Origin of the sequence: Chryseobacterium gwangjuense (assembly GCF_021311115.1) — a bacterium.
Lineage (GTDB): Bacteria > Bacteroidota > Bacteroidia > Flavobacteriales > Weeksellaceae > Chryseobacterium > Chryseobacterium gwangjuense.
In genome coordinates this window covers 194,715-216,305 of sequence record NZ_JAJTNP010000004.1, presented here as the reverse complement: position 1 = coordinate 216,305, position 21,591 = coordinate 194,715, and the positions used below count along the sequence as shown (strand labels likewise).

20 protein-coding genes are annotated in these 21,591 nt (G+C 33.5%); 9 read left to right on the top strand and 11 right to left on the bottom strand.

Annotation, left to right across the window (positions count from 1 at the left end; translation table 11 throughout):
* Positions 1 to 12 precede the first annotated feature (12 nt).
* The 6 genes from rny to LV842_RS09650 all read right to left on the bottom strand — a co-directional run bounded on the left by rny (position 13) and on the right by LV842_RS09650 (position 4,624).
* Entirely contained in the window at positions 13 to 1,584 is a 1,572-nt protein-coding gene (gene rny, locus LV842_RS09675; protein ID WP_262909407.1) for a ribonuclease Y, read from the bottom strand.
* Positions 1,585 to 1,803: 219 nt separating this feature from the next.
* Positions 1,804 to 2,091 carry a cell division protein ZapA gene (locus LV842_RS09670; RefSeq protein ID WP_233111243.1) on the bottom strand — a complete coding sequence of 96 codons (288 nt, stop codon included), beginning with the start codon at positions 2,089 to 2,091 and terminating at the stop codon, positions 1,804 to 1,806.
* Positions 2,091 to 2,393, bottom strand: coding sequence for a V-type ATPase subunit a family protein (locus LV842_RS09665; RefSeq protein ID WP_233111242.1), 303 nt, complete (start codon positions 2,391 to 2,393; stop codon positions 2,091 to 2,093). Before LV842_RS09665 ends, LV842_RS09670 begins: the two co-directional genes overlap by 1 nt.
* A 140-nt stretch (positions 2,394 to 2,533) precedes the next feature.
* Complete coding sequence (gene porT / locus LV842_RS09660) at positions 2,534 to 3,316, bottom strand: type IX secretion/gliding motility protein PorT/SprT (protein ID WP_233111241.1); 783 nt, start codon at positions 3,314 to 3,316, stop codon at positions 2,534 to 2,536.
* Positions 3,317 to 3,319: 3 nt separating this feature from the next.
* On the bottom strand, positions 3,320 to 4,051 hold the full coding sequence (gene ubiE, locus LV842_RS09655; protein ID WP_039365958.1) for a bifunctional demethylmenaquinone methyltransferase/2-methoxy-6-polyprenyl-1,4-benzoquinol methylase UbiE: 732 nt from the start codon (positions 4,049 to 4,051) through the stop codon (positions 3,320 to 3,322).
* A gap of 3 nt (positions 4,052 to 4,054) precedes the next feature.
* Positions 4,055 to 4,624, bottom strand: coding sequence for a hypothetical protein (locus tag LV842_RS09650; RefSeq protein ID WP_233111240.1), 570 nt, complete (start codon positions 4,622 to 4,624; stop codon positions 4,055 to 4,057).
* Positions 4,625 to 4,726: 102 nt separating this feature from the next.
* On the opposite strand from LV842_RS09650, the gene LV842_RS09645 reads away from it, so the two are divergent.
* Together LV842_RS09645 and LV842_RS09640 are read left to right on the top strand one after the other, a co-directional pair.
* Positions 4,727 to 5,794, top strand: coding sequence for a 3-oxoacyl-ACP synthase III family protein (locus LV842_RS09645; protein WP_233111239.1), 1,068 nt, complete (start codon positions 4,727 to 4,729; stop codon positions 5,792 to 5,794).
* Positions 5,795 to 5,863: 69 nt separating this feature from the next.
* Positions 5,864 to 7,069: a metallophosphoesterase gene (locus LV842_RS09640; protein WP_233111238.1), complete on the top strand. Its 1,206-nt coding sequence runs from the start codon at positions 5,864 to 5,866 to the stop codon at positions 7,067 to 7,069.
* A 70-nt stretch (positions 7,070 to 7,139) separates the two neighbouring features.
* Here LV842_RS09640 and LV842_RS09635 read toward each other — a convergent pair whose 3' ends face one another.
* Together LV842_RS09635 and LV842_RS09630 are read right to left on the bottom strand one after the other, a co-directional pair.
* The gene (locus tag LV842_RS09635) at positions 7,140 to 7,862 is read right to left on the bottom strand and encodes a polysaccharide deacetylase family protein (RefSeq protein ID WP_233111237.1); all 723 of its coding nucleotides are present in this window, start codon (positions 7,860 to 7,862) and stop codon (positions 7,140 to 7,142) included.
* 114 nt (positions 7,863 to 7,976) lie between these two features.
* A complete protein-coding gene (locus LV842_RS09630) occupies positions 7,977 to 8,942 on the bottom strand; it encodes an NAD-dependent epimerase/dehydratase family protein (protein WP_233111236.1) in 966 nt (321 codons plus the stop codon).
* 90 nt (positions 8,943 to 9,032) lie between these two features.
* Here LV842_RS09630 and ggt point away from each other — a divergent pair, with 90 nt between their 5' ends.
* The 7 genes from ggt to LV842_RS09595 all read left to right on the top strand — a co-directional run bounded on the left by ggt (position 9,033) and on the right by LV842_RS09595 (position 17,748).
* Positions 9,033 to 10,718 (top strand): gamma-glutamyltransferase, encoded by a 1,686-nt coding sequence (gene ggt, locus LV842_RS09625; RefSeq protein WP_233111235.1) that lies wholly within the window; start codon positions 9,033 to 9,035, stop codon positions 10,716 to 10,718.
* A 53-nt stretch (positions 10,719 to 10,771) separates the two neighbouring features.
* A complete protein-coding gene (locus LV842_RS09620) occupies positions 10,772 to 11,446 on the top strand; it encodes a response regulator transcription factor (protein WP_233111234.1) in 675 nt (224 codons plus the stop codon).
* A gap of 35 nt (positions 11,447 to 11,481) precedes the next feature.
* Positions 11,482 to 12,768, top strand: coding sequence for a sensor histidine kinase (locus LV842_RS09615; RefSeq protein WP_233111233.1), 1,287 nt, complete (start codon positions 11,482 to 11,484; stop codon positions 12,766 to 12,768).
* A 70-nt stretch (positions 12,769 to 12,838) separates the two neighbouring features.
* The gene (locus LV842_RS09610; RefSeq protein WP_233111232.1) at positions 12,839 to 13,621 is read left to right on the top strand and encodes a phosphatase PAP2 family protein; all 783 of its coding nucleotides are present in this window, start codon (positions 12,839 to 12,841) and stop codon (positions 13,619 to 13,621) included.
* A 10-nt stretch (positions 13,622 to 13,631) separates the two neighbouring features.
* Complete coding sequence (locus LV842_RS09605; protein ID WP_233111231.1) at positions 13,632 to 14,669, top strand: sulfite exporter TauE/SafE family protein; 1,038 nt, start codon at positions 13,632 to 13,634, stop codon at positions 14,667 to 14,669.
* 161 nt (positions 14,670 to 14,830) lie between these two features.
* Entirely contained in the window at positions 14,831 to 16,111 is a 1,281-nt protein-coding gene (locus tag LV842_RS09600; RefSeq protein WP_233111230.1) for a dicarboxylate/amino acid:cation symporter, read from the top strand.
* 425 nt (positions 16,112 to 16,536) lie between these two features.
* Positions 16,537 to 17,748 (top strand): NHL repeat-containing protein, encoded by a 1,212-nt coding sequence (locus LV842_RS09595; RefSeq protein ID WP_233111229.1) that lies wholly within the window; start codon positions 16,537 to 16,539, stop codon positions 17,746 to 17,748.
* Between the two features lie 103 nt (positions 17,749 to 17,851).
* On the opposite strand, the gene LV842_RS09590 is transcribed toward LV842_RS09595, so the two are convergent.
* The 3 genes from LV842_RS09590 to LV842_RS09580 form a co-directional block, all read right to left on the bottom strand.
* The gene (locus tag LV842_RS09590; RefSeq protein ID WP_233111228.1) at positions 17,852 to 18,703 is read right to left on the bottom strand and encodes a diacylglycerol/lipid kinase family protein; all 852 of its coding nucleotides are present in this window, start codon (positions 18,701 to 18,703) and stop codon (positions 17,852 to 17,854) included.
* Between the two features lie 47 nt (positions 18,704 to 18,750).
* Positions 18,751 to 19,575 (bottom strand): RsiV family protein, encoded by an 825-nt coding sequence (locus LV842_RS09585; RefSeq protein WP_233111227.1) that lies wholly within the window; start codon positions 19,573 to 19,575, stop codon positions 18,751 to 18,753.
* An 82-nt stretch (positions 19,576 to 19,657) separates the two neighbouring features.
* Positions 19,658 to 21,583, bottom strand: a complete 1,926-nt coding sequence (locus LV842_RS09580) for a DUF3857 domain-containing protein (protein WP_233111226.1) — start codon at positions 21,581 to 21,583, stop codon at positions 19,658 to 19,660.
* Positions 21,584 to 21,591 lie beyond the last annotated feature (8 nt).

Below are 21,591 nucleotides of genomic sequence, written 5' to 3'. Positions count from 1 at the left end.
TTTTTTCGATTATTATCTCGCAATATTCACAGCTCTTGTCTCTCTGATCACTGTTACTTTTACTTGCCCAGGATAAGTTAATTCGTTCTGGATCTTTTCTGAAATGTCGTAAGATAATTGAGAAGCTACTTCATCGTTTACTTTTCCGCTTTCTACCATTACTCTCAGCTCTCTACCTGCCTGAATTGCATACGCTGACGAAACTCCGTCAAAACTTAATGCTGCAGATTCAAGGTCTTTTAATCTTTGGATATAAGATTCTAACACTTGTCTTCTTGCTCCCGGTCTTGCTCCGGAAATTGCATCGGCAACCTGAATAATCGGTGATAATAATGAAGTCATTTCCACTTCGTCATGGTGAGCTCCGATTGCATTTACAACTTCTGCATTTTCACCATATTTTTCTGCCCATTGCATTCCTAATAAAGCGTGAGGAAGTTCAGACTCCTGTTCTGGAACTTTACCGATATCGTGTAATAAACCTGCTCTTTTAGCTAATTTCACATTTAAACCTAATTCAGCAGCCATCGTTGCAGCAATATTCGCTACTTCTCTTGAGTGCTGTAATAAGTTCTGACCATAAGAAGAACGGTATTTCATTCTACCAACGATTTTAATCAATTCCGGGTGTAATCCGTGAATTCCTAAATCAATGATTGTTCTCTTCCCTACTTCTATAATCTCTTCTTCGATTTGTTTTTTGGTCTTCTCCACCACTTCTTCGATTCTTGCAGGGTGAATTCTACCATCTGTAACCAATCTGTGAAGGGATAGTCTTGCAATTTCTCTTCTTACTGGATCGAAACATGAAAGAAGGATCGCTTCAGGAGTATCGTCTACAATAATTTCTACCCCTGTAACGGCTTCCAAAGCACGAATATTTCTACCTTCTCTACCGATAATTCTACCTTTTACTTCATCAGATTCGATGTTGAAAACAGATACTGAATTTTCGATCGCCTGCTCTGTTCCAATTCTCTGAATGGTCTGAATAACGATTTTTCTAGCCTCGTTTTTCGCATTCATCTGAGCTTCTTCCATAATGCTCTGAACATGCGCCTGAGCTCTTGTTTTCGCTTCAGCTTTCATGGTTTCTACCAATTCTGCTTTAGCTTCATCTGCTGTATAGTTTGCGATCTTTTCAAGAATCTCTACTTTTTTAGCAGTTGCTGTGTCTAATTCCTGTTGCTTTCTTTCTAAAATTTCTGTTTTCTTAGAATAATCAGCAATTTGTCTGTCCAAATCTTTTTCAAGTTTTCCTGTCTTGCTAAGCTCGTCATTTAACTTGTTTTCTTTGTCTTTAGTTCTCTTTTCAACCTCCTGCATTTTCTTTTCACGAGACTGAATATCTGCGTCATGCTGAGATTTCAATTCCAAGAATTTTTCTTTAGCCTGAAGATTTTTTTCTTTCTTTATGGATTCAGCTTGTACATTAGCTTTTTCTACAAGGTTTTCTGCATTTTTCTTCGCATCATCTATAATAAATTTTGCTTTAGTATTTAATGAGCTTTTGGAAAAAAACATTCCTATTACTGCACCTATTACTAAGCAAATCACGCCTATAATAATAGCGGTTGTTGTCATATATATCGAGTTTTAATTGTCTTACATTATTAAATAAAAAAAGCCCACAATAATCCAGAGATTGAGAGTAAACTCCTAATCAACACGATTTGAACTGATTTCCATTGTCTGTAATCCGAAAAATCGGCTCGCCATTCAATGGACATTTGTTCGGTAATTGTTTAGCGTTGAGTTTACCTTTAATGTGTTAGAATTATTGTAGGCAGTCTTGTGGAAAATTTATTTTCCAATTTCATTCAGCGATTGATTAATTTTACTTAATCTTTCATTGGTAGAATTTATATTTTTTTCGTAGTTCGCAGACACTACTTCAGCATTGGTTCCTAATTTCAGGGCACACATTGCCAAAGCATCTTGTTTGTCTCTTACATCGAAGTTTTGTTCAAAATCTTTAATCATATTCTCTATCTGCTTCCCCACTTTACGCAAAGTTTCTTCTTCTGCTGCGGGTACATTCAGCGGATATACTCTTCCTGCAATGTTTATGGTTATTCTCCTTACATCCATTATAATCCACTGTTTTGAAGCTGAGCAATACAGAAATCTATTTCTTTCACCAATCTATTGATATGGTTTTTCATTAATCTATTGTGTTCAGGGTTTCCTGATATTGCTGAATAAAGTTTTATATTTTTTTGTTCTTCTGCTAATACCTGATTTCTCTTTCTTTCTTCATCATACTTCCTCTGCAATTCTTTATTTTCAATGCTTAGTTCCGATAATTTTTCAGAAAGATTATTGTAATTCTTTTGCAAATTCATAATCTTCTTTTCTAATTCTGAAAAATTGGTTTCTAACTCTTGAAGCATTTCAGGTTTTGTATATTCTAACTATTAGCAAAAATAACAAAATATTAATATTAACAAAAATAAAAGTCTCTATATTTTGAATTTAAAATAAAAAAGGAGACACAAAGCGTATCTCCTTAGTATTTATTCTTAAGTATTTTTTACTCAAACTTCAATACAAACATAATTGCTCTTGTCTGTAATGTTGATATAGCCGCCGCCCAATATGGAGGCGTTGTACCGTTATCCGCTACAATCTCATTATTCATAAAGAAAGTACCTCTGATTGCCGGTGTTAATTTAAATTTATTAAAGTAAAATTGAATACCCATTTCTGCAGACCAAGCAAAGTTATGCGTTGTAGATCTGAAAACCTGCTGCATATTATCATCCGTAGAGTCTGAATTCGATTGTAAGTTTACGATATAGTTTACTCCTGCTGCAACATACGGTCTAGAATTGTACCATCTTTGACCATGAAGTTCCAACATTACAGGAATATCAACCAAAGTAGATTTTACTTCTCTAGTTTTATCTTTGTCCGAAAGAGACATAGGAATAAACGGATCATTAGTTAATGTTCCATTAGAATACTGATTATTATACTCAGTATCAAATATTAATTTTCTCTGAGCAAACTGTAACCCCGGCTCCATTCTTACGTCTAAATAATCATTAAGTCTCCATTTTGCGATAAGACCAGCCCCAAAACTAGTACTTTCTTTGGATTTAACAAGATTCTGGTTCCCATAGGTTCCATATCTTGGATTAAGTACTATACGGTAATCCAGCATATTGCCGTTCAAATAAAATCCCCAACTGAACTTTTGCTCGTCAAAGTCTTCCAACTTATCCATTCTGTTTCGGGTTCTGAATTGTGCATTTGCCAAAACTGCAATATTTACTGACGCTAAAACCAGTGCTCTTAATAAAAATTTATTCATAGGTTACTTTGTTGCTTTATAAATTGTGGCTATACCTAAACTTAGTTTTTTATATTCAACTTTTTTAAATCCTGTATCTAAAAGAATTTGTCTCATCTTTTCCCCGAAAGGAAAAGCATTTACAGAATCCGGAAGGTATGTATATGCCCTATTATCTTTTGAAACCAGTCTGCCTATAGCAGGTAATATATTTTTGAAATAAAACATATAAAATGGCCCTAAGAACCCCTCAACCTTTGAAAACTCCAGTATATAAACACTCTTGTTATCTTTAACTACTCTTCTTAATTCTGCTAACCCTTTGGTAAGGTTCTCAAAATTCCTTACTCCAAATGCAACGGAAACAGCATCAAATCTATTGTCCTCGAAAGGTAAATTTTCTGCATCTCCCTTTTGCATGGAAATTTTGCCGTCTAAATTAAGTTTTTTTATTTTAATAACGCCAACATTTAACATTTGTTGCGATAAATCTAAACCAATTACTTTAGAACCTGTTCCTTTTTCTATTGTAATTGCTAAATCTCCCGTTCCTGTAGCCACATCCAGCACTTCTTGCGGTTGGTCATTTTTCATCCATTTCACCAAAGTATTTCTCCACAAAACATCAATTTTCAGAGATAAAACACGATTAAGAAGATCGTATTTTGGTGCAATATTGTCGAACATATCCTCTACCTGGCTTTTCTTTGTAGCCTCAGAATTGTAGGGAGTAACTTGGTTGATATCTTTTGTCAAAACTTAAAACTTGTAATATTCTTTATAATAATTAAGGTAATCCTGTTTTCTGAAAATCTTCGATCTGGATTCTACCTTTTGAATGTTTTTAATAATTTTATCATAATCTTCATCTACATTATAATAAAAATCTTCGGTGTACAGTTTATTGAAGCGTCTCGCTCCTCCATAATACGCCTTACCATCGATTGTAGTCTTATCAAGAGCCAAAAGTAATGAATCTTTTTTAAGATTGTATCCATAATATTGATCATTCACATAATAATCCTGATGTGCAATATTAATCAGTCCACGAATCTTATTAACTTCAAACGCTGAATCGTAAAGTAACTTTTTATTTTTATCGAAAACTTGAATAGAATTTTTCCCTTGGTTTAAATCTACATGTACAAACTGTCCACCGGCAACAATTCCTTCAGAACCGTTATTAATCTTATAATAGTAGGTATCGGGCGTAGGGTTATCTACCACAAAATAATTCTTCTTTGCTAAAAAAAAGAAGTAGACCCCAAAGGCAATAATAAACACCAGAATTGCAATCAGTAAGCCTTTTAAGGACGAATTGTTTTTCATAGATTGTAAAGTACAATTTTTGCAAATTTAATAATATTTTTAATTCTCCGTTATTAATATTAATTATTAACTTTGCGTCTTTAAAAAAAATCATATAAACGAATGCCGAATACGATCATTATTGGTTCTGGATCTTACCTTCCTACAAGGGTTATTGGGAGAGATTATTTTCTAGATTCAGAGTTTTATTCAGAAGACGGGGTTAAGATTGACAAGCCTGCTGAGGAAACTATTGCGAAATTTGTAGAAATCACAGAAATAGAAAACAGGAGATTTATAGAGGAAGGTCTTTCGAATTCACAAATCGGTTATGAAGCTGCAAAAATTGCTATTGCAGACGCAAAAATAGATCAGGAAGAACTAGACTATATTATTTACGCAAGTAACTTCGGGGAGGTCACAGCGAATGGTTACGCCGATTTTATGCCTACAATAGCTGCGAGAGTAAAAAACAAGTTAGGTATTAGAAACAGAAAATGCGTGACTTATGATATGGTTTTCGGATGTCCGGGATGGGTGGAAGCCATGATTTTGGCTAATACTTTAATCAAGGCAGGATCAGCAAAAACCATCCTAGTAATCGGAGGAGAAACATTAAGCAGGGTAACGGATCCATCCGACAGAAACAGAATGATCTTTGCAGACGGAGCCGGAGCAGTTGTAGTAAAAGCTACTGATGAAGAAAACGTAGGAATCATTGCTCACAATACAATTTGTGATAATGGTATTGAACTTGATTATTTAGCAAACGGACCTTCGATCAATAAAGACACTGATCAAACGCGTTTATTTGTAAGAATGCAGGGAAGAAAAATTTATGAGTACGCTCTTAAAAACGTTCCTGCAGCTATTAAAGAAACTATTGAAGACGCAGGTCTGTCTATTGAAGATATCAACAAAATCTTAATCCACCAGGCAAATGCCAAGATGGATTATGCCATGATCGAAAGACTACACAAACTTTACGGCGTGAAGGATTACGACCATGCCGTCTCTCCAATGACGATCCAAGATCTTGGAAACTCTTCTGTAGCAACAATTCCTACCATGTATGATTTAATAATTAAAGGAAAAATGGAGGGTCAATCGTTTAAAGATAAAGGTAACATTGTGATGACTTCGGTTGGTGCCGGAATGAATATCAATGCTATCGTTTATAGATTTCCTTAATATTATTTTTAATTTAAAATATAAAAAAGCACAGGGAAATTATTCTTTGTGCTTTTTTTACATTTAATTATGCAGAGAAATTTTTTAATTATTGCCGCCATTTTTTTATTTTTAGAAGTATACATTTATCAGGCAATAAAAACATTGACAGATAACTTCTGGATAAGAACTGCTTATTGGGCAGTATCTTTAATCATTTATGGTATTTTCGCTTACGAGGTCACCCATTTCAGCAGAGCTGACAGAAGTACAGCAAGAGCTCAAATCATGATCTCTCTATTTTTGGTTTTTATTCTTCCTAAAGTGTTCATCGTTTTATTTTTATTAATTGATGATATTTTCAGAGCCGGAGGTTATTTAATAGGATTAACACGACCTACTGAAAACTTTTTTCCTGAAAGAAGGAAATTCTTAAGTTTAGTAGGATTAGGATTAGGCGGAGTGCTTTCCGGCTTATTTATCGACGGAATTACATTTGGGAAATACCGACACAAAGTAAGAAGAGTACGAATTAATTTCACCAACCTTCCTAAAAGTTTTAAAGGGTATAAAATCATTCAAATTTCAGATGTTCACAGCGGAAGCTTCTCTGATCCCAGCAAATTGGAACATGCCATCAATCTGATTAATGAACAAAACCCTGATTTGGTTTTATTCACGGGAGATATGGTAAATAATGTTGCGGATGAATTCAAACCATTTATTCCATTGTTTTCTAAAATTAAAGCAAAAGACGGCAAGTTTGCCGTGCTGGGAAACCACGATTACGGCGATTACGTAAACTGGGAATCTGCAGCTGCAAAAAAACAGAACCTAGAAACACTTATTAACTATGAAAAGCAAGCCGGTTTTGATATGCTTCGAAACGAGCACAGAATTATTGATAAAAACGGTGAAAAATTATACATTCTAGGTGTTGAAAACTGGGGATTGAAACCTTTTCCACAATTCGGAAGACTGGATGACGCTTTAAAAGACATTCCAAAAGACGCAACAAAAATATTAATGAGCCATGACCCTACTCACTTCGATTATGTAGTAAAAGAACATCCTTCGAACATCCACTTGACGCTTTCCGGTCATACACACGGAATGCAGTTTGGTTTGGATCTGAAAAATGTAAAATGGTCTCCAGTTCAGTACAAATACCCAAAATGGGCAGATTTATATGAAAGTGCCGGAAAACTATTGTACGTCAACAGAGGTTTTGGAGTATTGGGATATCCGGGAAGAGTCGGAGTTCTTCCGGAAATTACACTTTTTGAATTGAGTTAGAGATAATGGGTTACGAGATACCAGATTCGAGATTTTGAGGTTCCAATAAATCCGGATCCACCACGAAACTCTAAAAAATATAATCTTTCATGCGAGAAGTAGCCAATTCTTTCTCGTTGATCCAGGTAAGGAGGGCATCTAGTTTGTCCTCCATTTTTTTTCCCGCATTCAGTTTCCTGTAAAAAGGAAGATCAAACTGATACTTTTTTAAATCTGTAAACTGCCAAGAATTAAGATAGATCAGAACAAAATCATCATTTTTCAAGGTTTCAAAAACCATATTCTGATAATACTTCATAGGCAACATCTGAAAAACAAAATCATTATACGGCAACTGACTGTAAGGAGAAATACTTTCCGGAACAATGCTCAATCCATCTTCTTCGGAGATTTCCGTATCTCTTTTCAGACGTTTAAAAGGGAAAAGAATATCTGCATGATCAATATTGGAAACATAATTAAATTCCAACATTTTCAAATCTTCCTGAGGTAGCTTAACCTCTTTCTGACGAATTCCTCTAATCTGTTTTTCTAAAAAATCCTGACTCCATTTCTTTGTTTCTTCAATACGATGAAGATTGGAGCTCTGATTATAAAAAGCAATTTCATGCCCTTTGGATGAAATTGCTTTTAGTAGATTTTGTAGTTTTTCAACAATAGATATTTCAATAAAAAAACTTGCCTTTACATCGTGAAGATCTAAAATCCTGAGAACAGCTTTTGTATTATCTTCTGTGATCTTCAACCTCTCATCATCAGAAATCCGAATGCTTTTTTTAGATTCAGTTTCCATGTTCACGATGTTAAAGGTTAATAAAATCATTTAAAGTAAAGTTTATATAAAATTTATATTCAATTAATAATCAGATGTTAAAAAACAATTTATTTAAAGTTAAATTTAAGTAAATTAATTTTTACCTAATTTTACTTTCAGGTTCTTAATCATATCTTTTGACATTTCAGAAATTCCGAAATCATAAGTCAGCCCCCAATCTTTTTTCGCAATAGAATCATCAATCGAAGCCGGCCAAGAATCCGCAATCGCCTGTCTGAAATCCGGTTTATAATCGATCTCGAAACCTGGAATTTCTTTCTTAATTTCTTCTGCCAATTCTTTCGGAGTAAATGACATTCCACCCAAATTATAAGAAGAACGAACCGTAAGATTTTCTGACGGAGCTTCCATTAATTTCAGCGTTGCATTAATTGCATCATCCATATACAACATAGGCATTCCTGTATTTTCTGAAATGAAACTTGTATATTTTCCTTCTTCAATTGCTTCATAAAAAATTTCAACAGCGTAGTCAGTAGTTCCGCCACCTGCAGGAGTTTTCCATGAAATCAATCCAGGATATCTGATACTTCTCACATCTACTCCATATTTATCGAAATAATATTCGCACCATTTTTCTCCTGCCATTTTAGAAATTCCGTAAACCGTTGTCGGGTTCAATACTACATCCTGCTCTACATTTTCTTTAGGAATTCCTTTTCCGAACACCGCAATAGAACTTGGCCAGAAAATCTTTTTAAGCAACCCTTCTTTTGCCAATTCACAAAAATGAAGAAGAGGCTCAAGATTCAGTTTCCAAGCAAAAATCGGCTGTTTTTCTGACGTTCCTGATAATAATGAAGCCAAATGATAAACCGTTGTAATTTCATAATCTTTGATGATCTGTCTTACCAATTGTGTATTGGTAACATCCATTCTTTCGTAATGACCCGCAGAAGTAATTCCCTTTTGCCATCTGTCCAGCCCGGAAGCCACTACATTGTCCGCTCCGTGAATTTCAACAAGTCTGTTCGTAAGTTCGGTGCCAATTTGTCCCAAAGCACCTGTAATCAGTATTCTTTCCGTATAGGATTCCATTTTACTTAATAATTAGTTGATTTGAGCAAAAATAAATATTTTAAACCCTATCTTAAAACAAAATTGTAAATTAGGATATAAAATTTGCAAATGAAAAAAATTGCCATAGCATTTATTCTATTTTCTGTCTCTTTTTCAGCACAATACACGGATATTACGATTATAAAAGAGGTAAAAGTAAAAAATAAAGGAGTGGTAGTTTCCGCTCACCCCCTTGCCAGTGAAGCCGGAGCAAAAATTCTGAGAATGGGAGGAAATGCTTATGATGCTATTATTGCGACCCAATATGCTTTAGCGGTAGTTTATCCTCAAGCTGGAAATATCGGTGGTGGCGGATTTCTGGTCGGAGTAAAAAATACCGGTGAAAAATTCACGATTGATTATCGCGAAACCGCTCCCAAAAAAGCATCAAGAGACATGTATCTCGATAAAACGGGGAAAGCCAATACCGATTTATCACAAAACGGAAGATTAGCCGTAGGAATTCCGGGAAGTGTTGCCGGTTTTTTTGCAACTTCAAAATATGGACATCTTCCTATGGAGAAAATCATTCAGCCGGCTATTGACCTTGCAGAAAAGGGATTTGCTATCACAGAGCAGGAAGCCAATTTACTGAATTCCAATAAGCCTTATTTCCAAAAGCATAATCAATCCGCCCTAGTTTTTGTGAAAGACGCTCCCTGGCAAGCAGGAGATATTCTGGTGCAAAAGGAATTGGCAGAAACCTTAAAATTAATTCAAAAATCGGGTATAAAAGGGTTTTATGAAGGAAAAACGGCAGAACTTCTCGTTGCTGAAATGAAAAAAGGGAACGGAATTATTACACCGGAAGATTTAAAAAATTACAAGGTTGTGGAAAGAAAAGCTTTAGAGTTTGATTATAAAGGAAATACGATTATTTCTATGCCATTACCTTCAAGTGGCGGAGTTTTATTGGCTCAAATGCTTAAAATGGCGGGGTATGAAAATCTTGAAAAATATCAGCAAAACTCTACACAAGCAGTACAAATCATGACCGAAGCCGAAAGAAGAGCTTTTGCCGACCGCGCCGAATATATGGGTGATCCGGACTTTATTCAGGATAAAACTTCCTATTTGATTTCTGATGAGTATTTAAAAAGCAGATGGAAAAATTTCAGCTTTCAAAAAGCAACAGCCAGTTCGGAAGTAGGGAAAATCATCCAACAACCGAAAGAATCTACGGAAACGACTCATATTTCTGTTATTGATAAAGACGGAAATGCAGCAGCTGTTACAACCACTCTGAATGGTCTATACGGAAGTAAAGTTGTTGTTTCCGGAGCCGGATTTTTCTTAAATAATGAAATGGATGATTTTTCGGTAAAACCAGGTGTTCCGAATATGTTCGGAGCTGTAGGAGGAGAAGCAAATTCTATTCAGCCCAGCAAAAGAATGCTTTCTTCCATGACTCCAACGATTGTTTTAAAAAACCAAAAACCTTATATGATTGTCGGAACTCCAGGAGGAACCACTATCCCAACTTCTGTATATCAGTCGATCGTAAATGTTATTGATTTTAAACTGAATGCCAATACTTCGGTAAACGCTCCGAAATTCCATCATCAATGGCTTCCTGAAACGGTTGAATTTGAGAAAAACTTTCCAGAAACGACCATTAAAGATCTTGAAAAACTGGGTTACAAAACGGAAAAACGAGGATCTATAGGAAGAACAGAAATGATTCTGATTGATAACAACGGAAATATTCATGCGGTTGCAGACGGCCGTGGTGATGATTCTGTAGCAGTAGAATAATTGCCCATATTTCGTTCAAAATTTCTTCAAAATTGTAATCATACATTAGCAATATGAAAATTTTAATCATCGAAGACGAGCCGGAATTATCGAAAAGTATTGCTGAATATCTTTCCGAAAAAAGCTATTTGTGTGAGTTTGCCTCTACTTTTCATGAAGCCATGAACAAAATAGAGACTTTTGATTATGCCTGTATCATTTTAGATATTATGCTTCCTGATGGAAACGGTCTTAATATTTTGGAAGCTTTAAAAAAAGAAAATAAACAAGACGGCGTGATTATCGTTTCTGCTAAAAATGCATTGGAAGATAAAATAACAGGATTACAAATGGGAGCAGATGATTATCTCACCAAACCTTTCCATCTTTCTGAATTAATGGCAAGAATCTATTCTATTATCCGCAGAAAACAGTTTAATAATTCTAATATTATTATTCAAAATGAATTACAAATTGATCTTTTAGCGAAAACCGTCTCTATCAACAATCAGAATATTGAGCTTACCAAAAAGGAATTTGATCTGCTTATTTATTTTATCGGAAATAAAAATAAAGTGATTTCAAAAAGTACACTGGCAGAGCATTTATCGGGAGATTTTGCCGATATGCTAGACAATTATGATTTTGTGTATGCGCACATTAAAAATTTAAAGAAAAAGCTTTATGATGCAGGTTGTAATCATTACCTGAAAACAGTTTACGGAACCGGCTACAAATGGATTTCCTAATCATTATTTAATAACTAATTGTAACTTATATCGTCTTGAAACCATTATTAAGCAAAGCGACAAAGCCTTTTATACTTTATGTACTTATTATACTCACAATAAGTATTCCGATCTATTATTGGGTTGTCAATAGCATTTGGGAGGGTGAGCTGGATGAACACAATAAGACTATTGCAGAGAAAACGGCTTATGAATTTAATCTCCTTAAGCTTTCTGATCAAGAATTGTATAAAAGCATACAGCTTTGGAATCATATTCAACCTGAAACGAATTTGGAACACCTTGCCGCAGATTCTTCTCATGAAGATTCAGCTTTTACGATAGAAAAACAAAAAAACTTTGGTGGTAAATACGAAATAGAAAGCTACAGATGCTTAAAAAAAACGGTACACATTAACAACAAACCCTTTCTTTTTACGATACAAACCAATATTGAGGAATCTCAAGATACTATTGCCGTCATTGCAATAACAACCGTATTCTTCTTTATCATCATTGCTTCAGGTTTGTTATTTCTGAATCGAAAATTATCTTCGAGTATCTGGAAACCCTTCAGAAACACCTTAGAAAAACTCAAAAAATTCAACTTGAATACGCATACCCAAATTGAATTTGAAAAAACAGACACCATCGAGTTTGAAGAGCTTCACGAATCATTAAACAGACTGATAGAACATAGCGTCTCCGTATATCGGAATCAAAAAGAATTCACCGAAAATGCTTCGCATGAATTGCAAACTCCTTTAACGATCATTAAACACAAAGTAGATATTTTACTTCAAAATGAAAATTTAACAGAAGAACAGTACCTGATTGCAGAAGACATCAACAAAGCTTTAACACGAAGTTCCAGAATTAACAGAAACCTGCTCCTGTTAGCAAAAATAGGCAACAATCAGTTTGACAATTCGGAGAAAATTGAATTTGATGTTCTGGTAAAACAAAGTCTGGAAATGTTTGAGGAACATTTTAATCAAAAAAATCTCTCCGTACATTCATCTATTCATCCTAAAATTGAAGTTTTAGGCAATAACGGACTCTGTGAAATCCTTATTAATAATTTGCTGGTTAATGTCATCCGACATACTCTCCAAGATGGTTCAATTTCTGTAGTTTTAACTGAATCTTTTTTTGAAGTTTCCAATTCTGGAACGGAAAAACTGAATGCAGATTTACTCTTTAAAAGGTTTTCCAGACTTTCTTCTGACAATAATGGAAGCGGTTTAGGACTAGCCATTATTAGTGAAATCTGCAGATTTCAACAATGGGAAATCAGTTATCGATTTGAAAATTATCATCATATTTTCTCCATACACTTCTAAATTCAAAGTTTCTTCTAAATTGGATTGCAATTTTGTGTCAATAATTAATCTATAAGACATAAAATATCCAATGAAAGGTTTATTATCAAGCATACTCATCATTATTGTATGCTTTCAGAAAGTTTACGCACAAGATAGTTTAGATATCAAAAGTATTCAGGACACTGCCATTACAAAACTGAACCTTGAAGACAACACCCATCAGTTTAGTTATAAAAAATTAATCGTACCGGCAACTTTAATCACGTATGGAGTAGCAAGTCTGAGTATAAAACAGCTGAAACAGCTTAATTTTTCCACTCAATATGAGATCAGCGAACACAAACCCGATCATATACGACTGGATAATTACACACAATATGCTCCTGGTGTTTTGGTGTATGGTTTAAATGCTTTTGGTGTAAAAGGAAAACACAATTTTAGAGACAGAACGATTATTTACGGAACCTCATTAATGATTACCACTGCCTTCACTCTTCCTCTTAAACATCTTGTGAAAGAAGAAAGGCCAGATTTTTCCAACAATTTATCTTTTCCGTCAGGTCATACTGCCATGTCTTTTGCCTCTGCTCAATTTATGTTCAGAGAATATAAAGACACTAATTTTTTACTGGGAATTTCCGGGTATTCTCTTGCTGTGTTCACCGGAATATACAGAATGTTGAACAATAAGCACTGGTTTGGAGATGTTGTGGGAGGTGCCGGTTTTGGGATTTTATCCACTGAATTGGCGTATTGGTTATATCCAAAAATCAATAATCTTTTAGGTGGAAAAAAAGAAAAAAGCCAAACGATGATTATGCCTTATTATCAAAAGGGAAATGCAGGAATTGGATTTGTAAAAAACTTTTAAATTTTTAGAGATGCCTTTCAATATCATACTTCTGTTTTTAGGAACCATAATCGCTTTTTGGATCAGTGCCATCTGTGGCGGCGGAGCAAGCCTGATTTTAATTCCTATTTTAAATTTACTGTTACCAAGCTCAGTCGTACCTTTTTCATTAACGATAGGTACTTTTACAAGCTCTGTATCAAGAATTTCCGCTTTTAAAAAGCATATTAAATGGCAAATCTTCTTTTGGTTTGTTCCGTTTTCAATTCCTGCTGTTTTACTCGGAGCTTATCTTATTAAATATATAAATCCTAATTACCTTCAATTCATTGTTGCTTTTTTCCTTATCGCCAATCTCCCTGAATTATTTAAAACTAAGAAATTACAGAAAGAGCATCAGAAACCTTATTCAAAGTTTCTATTGGGGGTTATCGGTTTTTTTGCCGGATTTATTTCCGGAATTACAGGAGCAATCGGTTTGTTATTTAATCGATTTTATCTCAGATTCGGGCTTAAAAAGGAAGAAATTGTAGCAACAAGAGCTGCTAATGAGGTTTTTCTACATCTTATTAAACTTATTATTTACATTTCATTGGGTTTATATTCTAAAACTGCTTTATGGTTGGGAATAACTATCGCGATTGCCACTATTATCTCATCTTATACCGTGAAATATATTTTACCTTATTTAAGTGAAACTTTATTCAAAAAAATCGGTTACGGAGCAATGGTTTTGTCCGGAATTCTTTTATTGATAGGTACTTCAGATAAAATTATTCAGCAAGACAACATTTCATTATCAACTCTCCATAAATCCAGTGAAACAGAATCTATAATTTCATGGAGAAATACAGATTTTATCATAGAATTTGCTTTTAATGATGGTTTTGAAGTGGAAAGACCGATACATCCGGATGAACTCCCGAACCTTCTCAAAGAAAAATATAACGATTTGATACATCAATATAATAAAATACATGTAGAGAAAGTGTTTACTTTTAAGCAACAACCTACTTACGAATTTTATTGCTACAAGAATAATCAGGTGATCAAAAAATTCGAAATGTAACAATCTGTTTAATCATTTTAGAGCCAACTATTGTTATATAATAAACCTTCATCAATAATTTTTTTCGGCGGGGCTGAAAGCCCCGCCGAAACTTTTCATCCCTTCTATTCATTTCAAAATAAATTTTCTTAATTTTCTCCCTTAAATTCAAAACGATACTCTTGAAAACCAAAAAATTCTATCAGCAGCTTTACTTTCAGGTTATTATAGCCATTATTGCGGGTGTGCTTTTGGGAAGATTCTATCCTGAACTGGGCGAAAAAATGAAACCACTCGGTGACGGTTTTATCAAATTAGTAAAAATGATTATTGCTCCTGTAATTTTCATCACGCTTACTTTGGGAATTGCTCATATGACTGATCTTAAGAAAGTGGGAAGAATTGCGATAAAAGCAATGATTTATTTTTTTACATTTTCTACTTTAGCATTAATTATTGGGCTCATCGTAGGAAATATTCTGCAACCCGGACATGGTTTAAATATTGACCCTTCTACTCTTTCAGGTGATGTTTCACAATATCAGCAAAAAGCTCATGAAACTACATTGACAGGCTTTATCATGAATATCATTCCTGAAACATTATTTAGTCCTTTGGTTGGCGAAAATATTTTACAGGTTCTTCTGGTTGCTATTTTAATGGGAGTTGCCTTGGTTCTGACAAAAGAAAAAAGCCAGAAAGTAACGGATTTTTTACAATATCTTTCCACTCCGATTTTCAAGATTGTTCATATGTTGATGAAGCTTGCCCCAATCGGAGCTTTTGGAGCAATGGCTTTTACTATTGGGAAATACGGACTTCATTCTGTACTCAACCTCATATTTTTAGTCGGTACATTTTATATCACCTCCATTCTTTTTGTTGTATTGGTGTTAGGAGCAGTAGCTTGGTACAATGGTTTCAACATTTTCAAATTGATGTACTATTTAAAAGAAGAACTTCTTTTGGTATTAGGAACAAGCTCTTCTGAATCTGCACTTCCGGGAATTATGGAAAAACTGGAAAAAGCAGGATGTTCAAGAGCAATTGTAGGATTGGTAGTTCCTACCGGATATTCTTTTAATCTCGACGGAACTAATATTTATATGACCTTAGCTTCTTTATTTATTGCCCAGGCTTTAAATATCCATCTTCCGATTGAAAAACAAATTATGTTGCTTTTGGTAGCTATGTTAAGTTCTAAAGGAGCTGCAGGAGTAACAGGAGCGGGTTTTGTAACTTTAGCTGCCACATTAGCTGTAGTCCCTGAAATTCCGATTGCAGGAATGACCTTAATTCTGGGGATTGATAAATTTATGAGTGAATGTCGTGCTTTAACAAACGTTATAGGAAATTCTGTAGCAACCGTAGTTGTTGCCAACTGGGAAAAACAACTGGATAAAAACCAATTGCAGTATTGTTTGGATCACCCGAATGAAATAGAGAAAAAGCTTGAGATTTGATTTTTGAGTTTTAAGAAATAATAAACTGTATCCTTTTTCAATCATAAAAAACTTCTCATTTACAAATAGAGATGACTTTATCATTTTCGCCCTAAAAAACCTCATTTCTTTAATCTTAAATGATTTTTAAATTAATTTTTTTTAAGGTTTTTCAACATTATATCTGAAAGTTTATTAACTTTACTTTTGTACCTCGTCATGATTATCATATGATGACACTTGAAGACCTTATTAGAATCGAGTTGCTTCATCATTAATTGAAAGCAGCTGCAAATTCCCTATAGATTTAGCGATTCAACTTTAATTACCACAGTAAAACCTGTGGAAAATATTCTTGTATATAAGTTTGAAAAAAATTCTCTTTGAAGTTGTATGGGAAAGGCTTAGAAAACTAACATCATCACTTTTAAATATATAATAACCACATGAAAAAAATCTTTACCTTTTTATTAGGACTAGCCTCTGGAACGGTTGCATTTGCACAATTAACAGTGATCCATGATTGGGCTGTTTTAACCTATTTCTATAAACCTCTAGAAATGGTTATTGATACTTCCGGTAACCTTTATACGGCTAATTATGGCAGCTCTACCGTAAGTAAAATAGATCCAAACGGTACCGTAACGCAGTCTTGGGCTACATTAGGGAATAATGCAATTCCTCGCGATATTGCCATAGATGCATCAGGAAATGTTTATACGACTAATTCAGGCAATGATACTGTAAGCAAAATAACTCCAACAGGTAATTTAACACAAGCTTGGGCTACTTTGCCGAACGGCACTTCCCCTTATGCAATAGCCTTAGATACAGCAAACAATATTTACACCGCAAACACTAATAAGACAATCAGTAAGATACTGGCGAATGGTTCTGCAATTACACAAGATTGGGCCTATTTAGCAACTGATGCATATCCTAAAGATATTATTGTAGACAATTCTGGGAATGTTTATACTGTTAATCAAAATGATACAGTTAGCAAAATAACACCATCCGGTATAGTAACAAAAGCATGGGTTACTTTAGCAAATAATGCTAATCCACAAAACATTGTAATGGATACATCCGGTAATCTTTATGTAGCCAACTTAGGAAATAATACGGTTAGCAAAATAACTCCGACTGGTAATGTTACTCATGCTTGGGCTACTTTAACGAATAATCCGGGACCTCTTTGTCTGAGTATAGATGCATCAGGTAATCTTTATACAGGTAATAACAACAGTACAGTAAGTAAAATATCTCCAACAGGTGTTGTAACGCAGGCCTGGGCAACTTTGGCCACTGGCGGAACATACCCGCAAGGTATTGTGAAAAATGAAACGACAGGAGATGTTTATACCTGTAATTTTGGAGTGAGTACAATAAGCAAGATCACAGCTTCATTGGCTACAAGTGAAACCATTGTCAACAACAAAAACATAACCATCTATCCAAATCCTGTAAAATCTATTCTTTACTTTTCGGAAGAACTTTCGGAAGTTAGTCTTTTGGATATAAGTGGAAGAAAAGTTTTGGAGAGAAGAGAAAAAACAGGAAAAATTGCTATAGAAAGCCTTCCAAAAGGTAATTATTTGCTTATAGGTAAAGATAAAAATGGAAAAGAACATTCAGAAAAGTTGATAAAAGAATAATAGATTTTAAAACAAAAGCCACAAAAGATTTCTGTCTAATGTGGCTTTTTATTTAGATTATTTTTCTCAGCTAAAACATTACTTATCTTTTCTATCTAAAAATCTACACCAAAATATTCAGACTTGAAGGCTGAACCTTGATATGAATAGGAGATTTTATTTTATTGAATTCACCGTCCAGATGCCAATTCTTAGTATTTACCTTAAACTCAATTTCTGAAACGGGAAGATAAGTAACATAATCATCATCCTTCAGTTTCTTGGTAAACATTCTGTAGGCAAATAACGCAGAATAGGTTAAAGGAAATTTTTTCACCAAAACAATATCAACCAAACCATCACTTTTACTGGCTTTCGGTGCTATAAAAGCGTTGTTACCGAACTGTCTTGTGTTAGCGATATTCAGCATCAGATATTTTCCATTGTACTGCTGATATTGTTCGTCAAAGAACTTTACTTTTATCGGTTTATAATTAAAAAACGTTTTAAGAGAAACTTTGATATAATTTTTAAATCCCCGACTTGTTTTCTCAAACTCTTTTACCACCTTCCCGTCAAAACCGGTTCCGGAAACATTAATTGATAGTTTATCATTCACTGTAAACGTATCAATCTTCCTGGATTTTTTAGCTTTAATTTTCTCTAAAAGTTCATCCAGATTCTTTTTAAAATTGGTTTCATTAGAAAAACCATTTCCTGATCCTGCCGGAAAAATAGCTAAAATCTTTGATGTCCCAATAAGATTACGGGCAATTGTTGAAATTGTTCCATCCCCTCCTATTGCCACAAAAATATCTATTTCGTTAAAATTTTCCTGAATAAAATCATCCGTTCCCTGGATAGATTCCGAAATATAATATAAAGGATTAATTACCTTTTTTCTTAATTCATCAAGAAAAGGTTGGTAGTTTTTTTTCGCCGAAAAGGGATTGATAATAAAAGCCACGTTTTCCATTGCAACAAAAATAAAAAAATGCTTCCTGATAAAGAAGCATTTTAGTATTATTTAATTTTCATTCGTTCTTTAAACTGTCGAGTGAGTGTTCCATTCAGTTCCTGCCAGGAAATAGGAATGGTAATATCTCCAGCTGCAAAAGCCGTTATTTCATAAGGACTATAATGGAAATACAGGTTTTTATCATCAAAATAAAAGTTTCCTGTAACGGGAATTTTTTCAACCAAAAGCATTTCAGAATTATTAATTTCTCCATTTTCATCGGTAGCTCCACCATTCATTTTGTTAATATTTTTCATCAACAAAACCTCCAGTTTATCTTTAGGCATTGAAGTAATGTCTTTCAACTCTACTTTTTTGTTATTCTTGATATCAAAAACCCTTTCCGAAAAACCATAATTATCATGTGCACCACCTTCATAAGAACCCCAACTGTATTCTATGTGAATATAATCATTGATATTCGATTTCAAATCCATTCCCAAATCCGAATACCACTCCTGAGCATACTTCATATCGGACATCCAATCTTTTGAATCTTTTTTAGTCGTATTAAAATATTCATTTTTATTGTTTTCAAGCAGAGCCTGAAGTCCATTTTTAGAAAAATCCTGAATCTTCTTCTCTCCAAAGTAAATACTGTCCAACAGTTTTTTATCCTTTATTGTCGGGAAAACCAACATTTTAGAATAATATCTTATTTTCAGAGAATCGTTAAGTTTAATAGAATCCTTCACTTTAACTGAATCAACAATGAATTTTTCAGTTTGCAGCATTTCAGATTTTTTTGTTATATCTGTCTTCTCAGATTTCTTACATGCAGAAAAAATAAAAAAAGCGGAGAGCACCAAAACAGCAATTGTGTTTTTCATAATTTTGATTTTCTTTTTTACATGCAAAAACCATTCAAAAGATGAATGGTTTTAAAAATATTTTTGAAATTGTATTGCTTTTTTACTTTTTTATCAAGCTGATTACCTGATTCTCACTTTCATTTATAATTTTCCATATTTGTTTAAAAAATGAATAATATTCTTTTGGATAATTTTGACTCAAAACTTCTACTTTAGAAATTACAGAAAGTTTATTATTTTCAAATTCTACCTTATAAGTATAGGCAAGCTCTTTATCATCTGTAAGAATTTTTTTCGGTTTTGGAAGATCCCCGACTTTATACCCATCAGGAATTGTAATTTCCACTTTTTTTTCCCTTGTAAATGCGGAAATAAAGTCTATCTGGTTTTTTCGTTCCTCTTTTTGATCAAATTTTTCGGTTCCTATATTTAAAAACAACAAAGGATTTAAGATAATTTTACTTCCAACAACATCCATTAAATTACTGCTTGAGAATTTCATTTGAGATTCAAATTCTCCGCTATTAAGCAATTTAGATTCAACGTCTTTTATATTGGCTGCAAAATCAGTTTTAAAAGACTGATTATATTTATCTCTATTCGAATCAAAATCATCATAAGTTTCTATAGAAAATAAGCCATTTTCTCTTTTGATAAAACTACCGTTAACTTCTGAGTTTTGTAAATCTATATTTGCTTTAATTATCAACTCCTCCTTGCTAACATTTGTATTCGAAAACGAAAAATCAGTTGCTTTTTCATCTTCTAGTAAAACGCCAAAATCATTCCAGTCTCTTTCTGGTAATACATTGACCTTCGAACCAAATGAAGTAGCATCATACAGATATACTTGATCATTAATTTTTACAGAGGCTAAAACCATATTGACACTATTAAGATTAGGTGTTAAAACATTTAAAACACCATTTTCAATAGTTGAGATCAAAACAGGATTAGCATCAAGTCCAGCATCTTTAAAAAGAGCTACCAAAAAAAGGTTGATATCTGCTGAATTACCTGATTTTAGTTTTGTAAACTGCCTCATTCCCTGGCTTGCAATAATTCCAAAATCTTTATTCCATTTGTAATCATTTTTAACAAAACCAAATATTTTATTCGCTCTTTCTAAAGGATCAAAATAATTTTTGATATCATTTGAAAGAATATTTTTAACATTGCTTTTTAAATATCCTCCAAAATTATCTGAATATTTAAGTTTTTCTGCCAGTTTACTCCATTTGTCAGAAGATTCAAAAGTAAAATATCTCGCAGCGTATTTTCTTAATTCAGGTTTTATTTTAGCTCTATCTCTGTCATTACCTTTTACATACTGTTCTTTTTGTACTGAAGCAATATTCTCATAACCGAATTTGTAAGCATTCATACTCATTCCTAAACGAACCTGTACATTGCTTACATTATATTTTGGTGCAATATTATTTCCTGTACCATTAAAAGTATATGTTAAAGTTTCAGGATACTCAAAAAGGTATTCCTGATATACTACAGGAATATTGTATTGAAGATAATATGTTAAGTTGTAAACATTCCCAGTGTCAACTTTGTAATGATATTCTATCACAGATCCATCTACAATATTTGGAATCGCGAGCTTATAAAACTTTAGCCCTTTAACAAAATTTTCTTTTAACTGATCTTTTTTATTAATTACTGTTTTTTCAACTTTATCATTCTGATAATTATAAACAATTACCTCAAAATCTTCAAGACTTTCTCCACCTGAAATTGGTATATCAAGATTCAGCCATTCTTCTGCCTTTTTCTTGTCATAAATTTTGATTTTAGTGAAATATTTCTTTTGATAAAAATGTGAACCTGAAGGAGATAAATCAATACTTAAACTATTATATAGAATTTCTGCAGGAGCATTTTTTTCAATGCGAGATTGAGTTTTCTTCAAATCTGCTTCATCAAATTTAGGATAGTTAAGAAACTTATGTTCTTGAGAAAAGCAAACAATAGTTATAAAAATAGAGAATATACTTAATTTTTTAATCATTTTCATTATTATGT

Coding starts and splice junctions, on each gene's coding strand:
- rny (WP_262909407.1), bottom strand. CDS start 1,584: ATGACAACAACCGCTATTATTATAGGCGTGATTTGCTTAGTAATAGGT.
- LV842_RS09670 (WP_233111243.1), bottom strand. CDS start 2,091: ATGGATGTAAGGAGAATAACCATAAACATTGCAGGAAGAGTATATCCG.
- LV842_RS09665 (WP_233111242.1), bottom strand. CDS start 2,393: ATGCTTCAAGAGTTAGAAACCAATTTTTCAGAATTAGAAAAGAAGATT.
- porT (WP_233111241.1), bottom strand. CDS start 3,316: ATGAATAAATTTTTATTAAGAGCACTGGTTTTAGCGTCAGTAAATATT.
- LV842_RS09650 (WP_233111240.1), bottom strand. CDS start 4,624: ATGAAAAACAATTCGTCCTTAAAAGGCTTACTGATTGCAATTCTGGTG.
- LV842_RS09645 (WP_233111239.1), top strand. CDS start 4,727: ATGCCGAATACGATCATTATTGGTTCTGGATCTTACCTTCCTACAAGG.
- LV842_RS09640 (WP_233111238.1), top strand. CDS start 5,864: ATGCAGAGAAATTTTTTAATTATTGCCGCCATTTTTTTATTTTTAGAA.
- LV842_RS09635 (WP_233111237.1), bottom strand. CDS start 7,862: ATGGAAACTGAATCTAAAAAAAGCATTCGGATTTCTGATGATGAGAGG.
- LV842_RS09630 (WP_233111236.1), bottom strand. CDS start 8,942: ATGGAATCCTATACGGAAAGAATACTGATTACAGGTGCTTTGGGACAA.
- ggt (WP_233111235.1), top strand. CDS start 9,033: ATGAAAAAAATTGCCATAGCATTTATTCTATTTTCTGTCTCTTTTTCA.
- LV842_RS09620 (WP_233111234.1), top strand. CDS start 10,772: ATGAAAATTTTAATCATCGAAGACGAGCCGGAATTATCGAAAAGTATT.
- LV842_RS09610 (WP_233111232.1), top strand. CDS start 12,839: ATGAAAGGTTTATTATCAAGCATACTCATCATTATTGTATGCTTTCAG.
- LV842_RS09605 (WP_233111231.1), top strand. CDS start 13,632: ATGCCTTTCAATATCATACTTCTGTTTTTAGGAACCATAATCGCTTTT.
- LV842_RS09595 (WP_233111229.1), top strand. CDS start 16,537: ATGAAAAAAATCTTTACCTTTTTATTAGGACTAGCCTCTGGAACGGTT.
- LV842_RS09590 (WP_233111228.1), bottom strand. CDS start 18,703: ATGGAAAACGTGGCTTTTATTATCAATCCCTTTTCGGCGAAAAAAAAC.
- LV842_RS09585 (WP_233111227.1), bottom strand. CDS start 19,575: ATGAAAAACACAATTGCTGTTTTGGTGCTCTCCGCTTTTTTTATTTTT.
- LV842_RS09580 (WP_233111226.1), bottom strand. CDS start 21,583: ATGAAAATGATTAAAAAATTAAGTATATTCTCTATTTTTATAACTATT.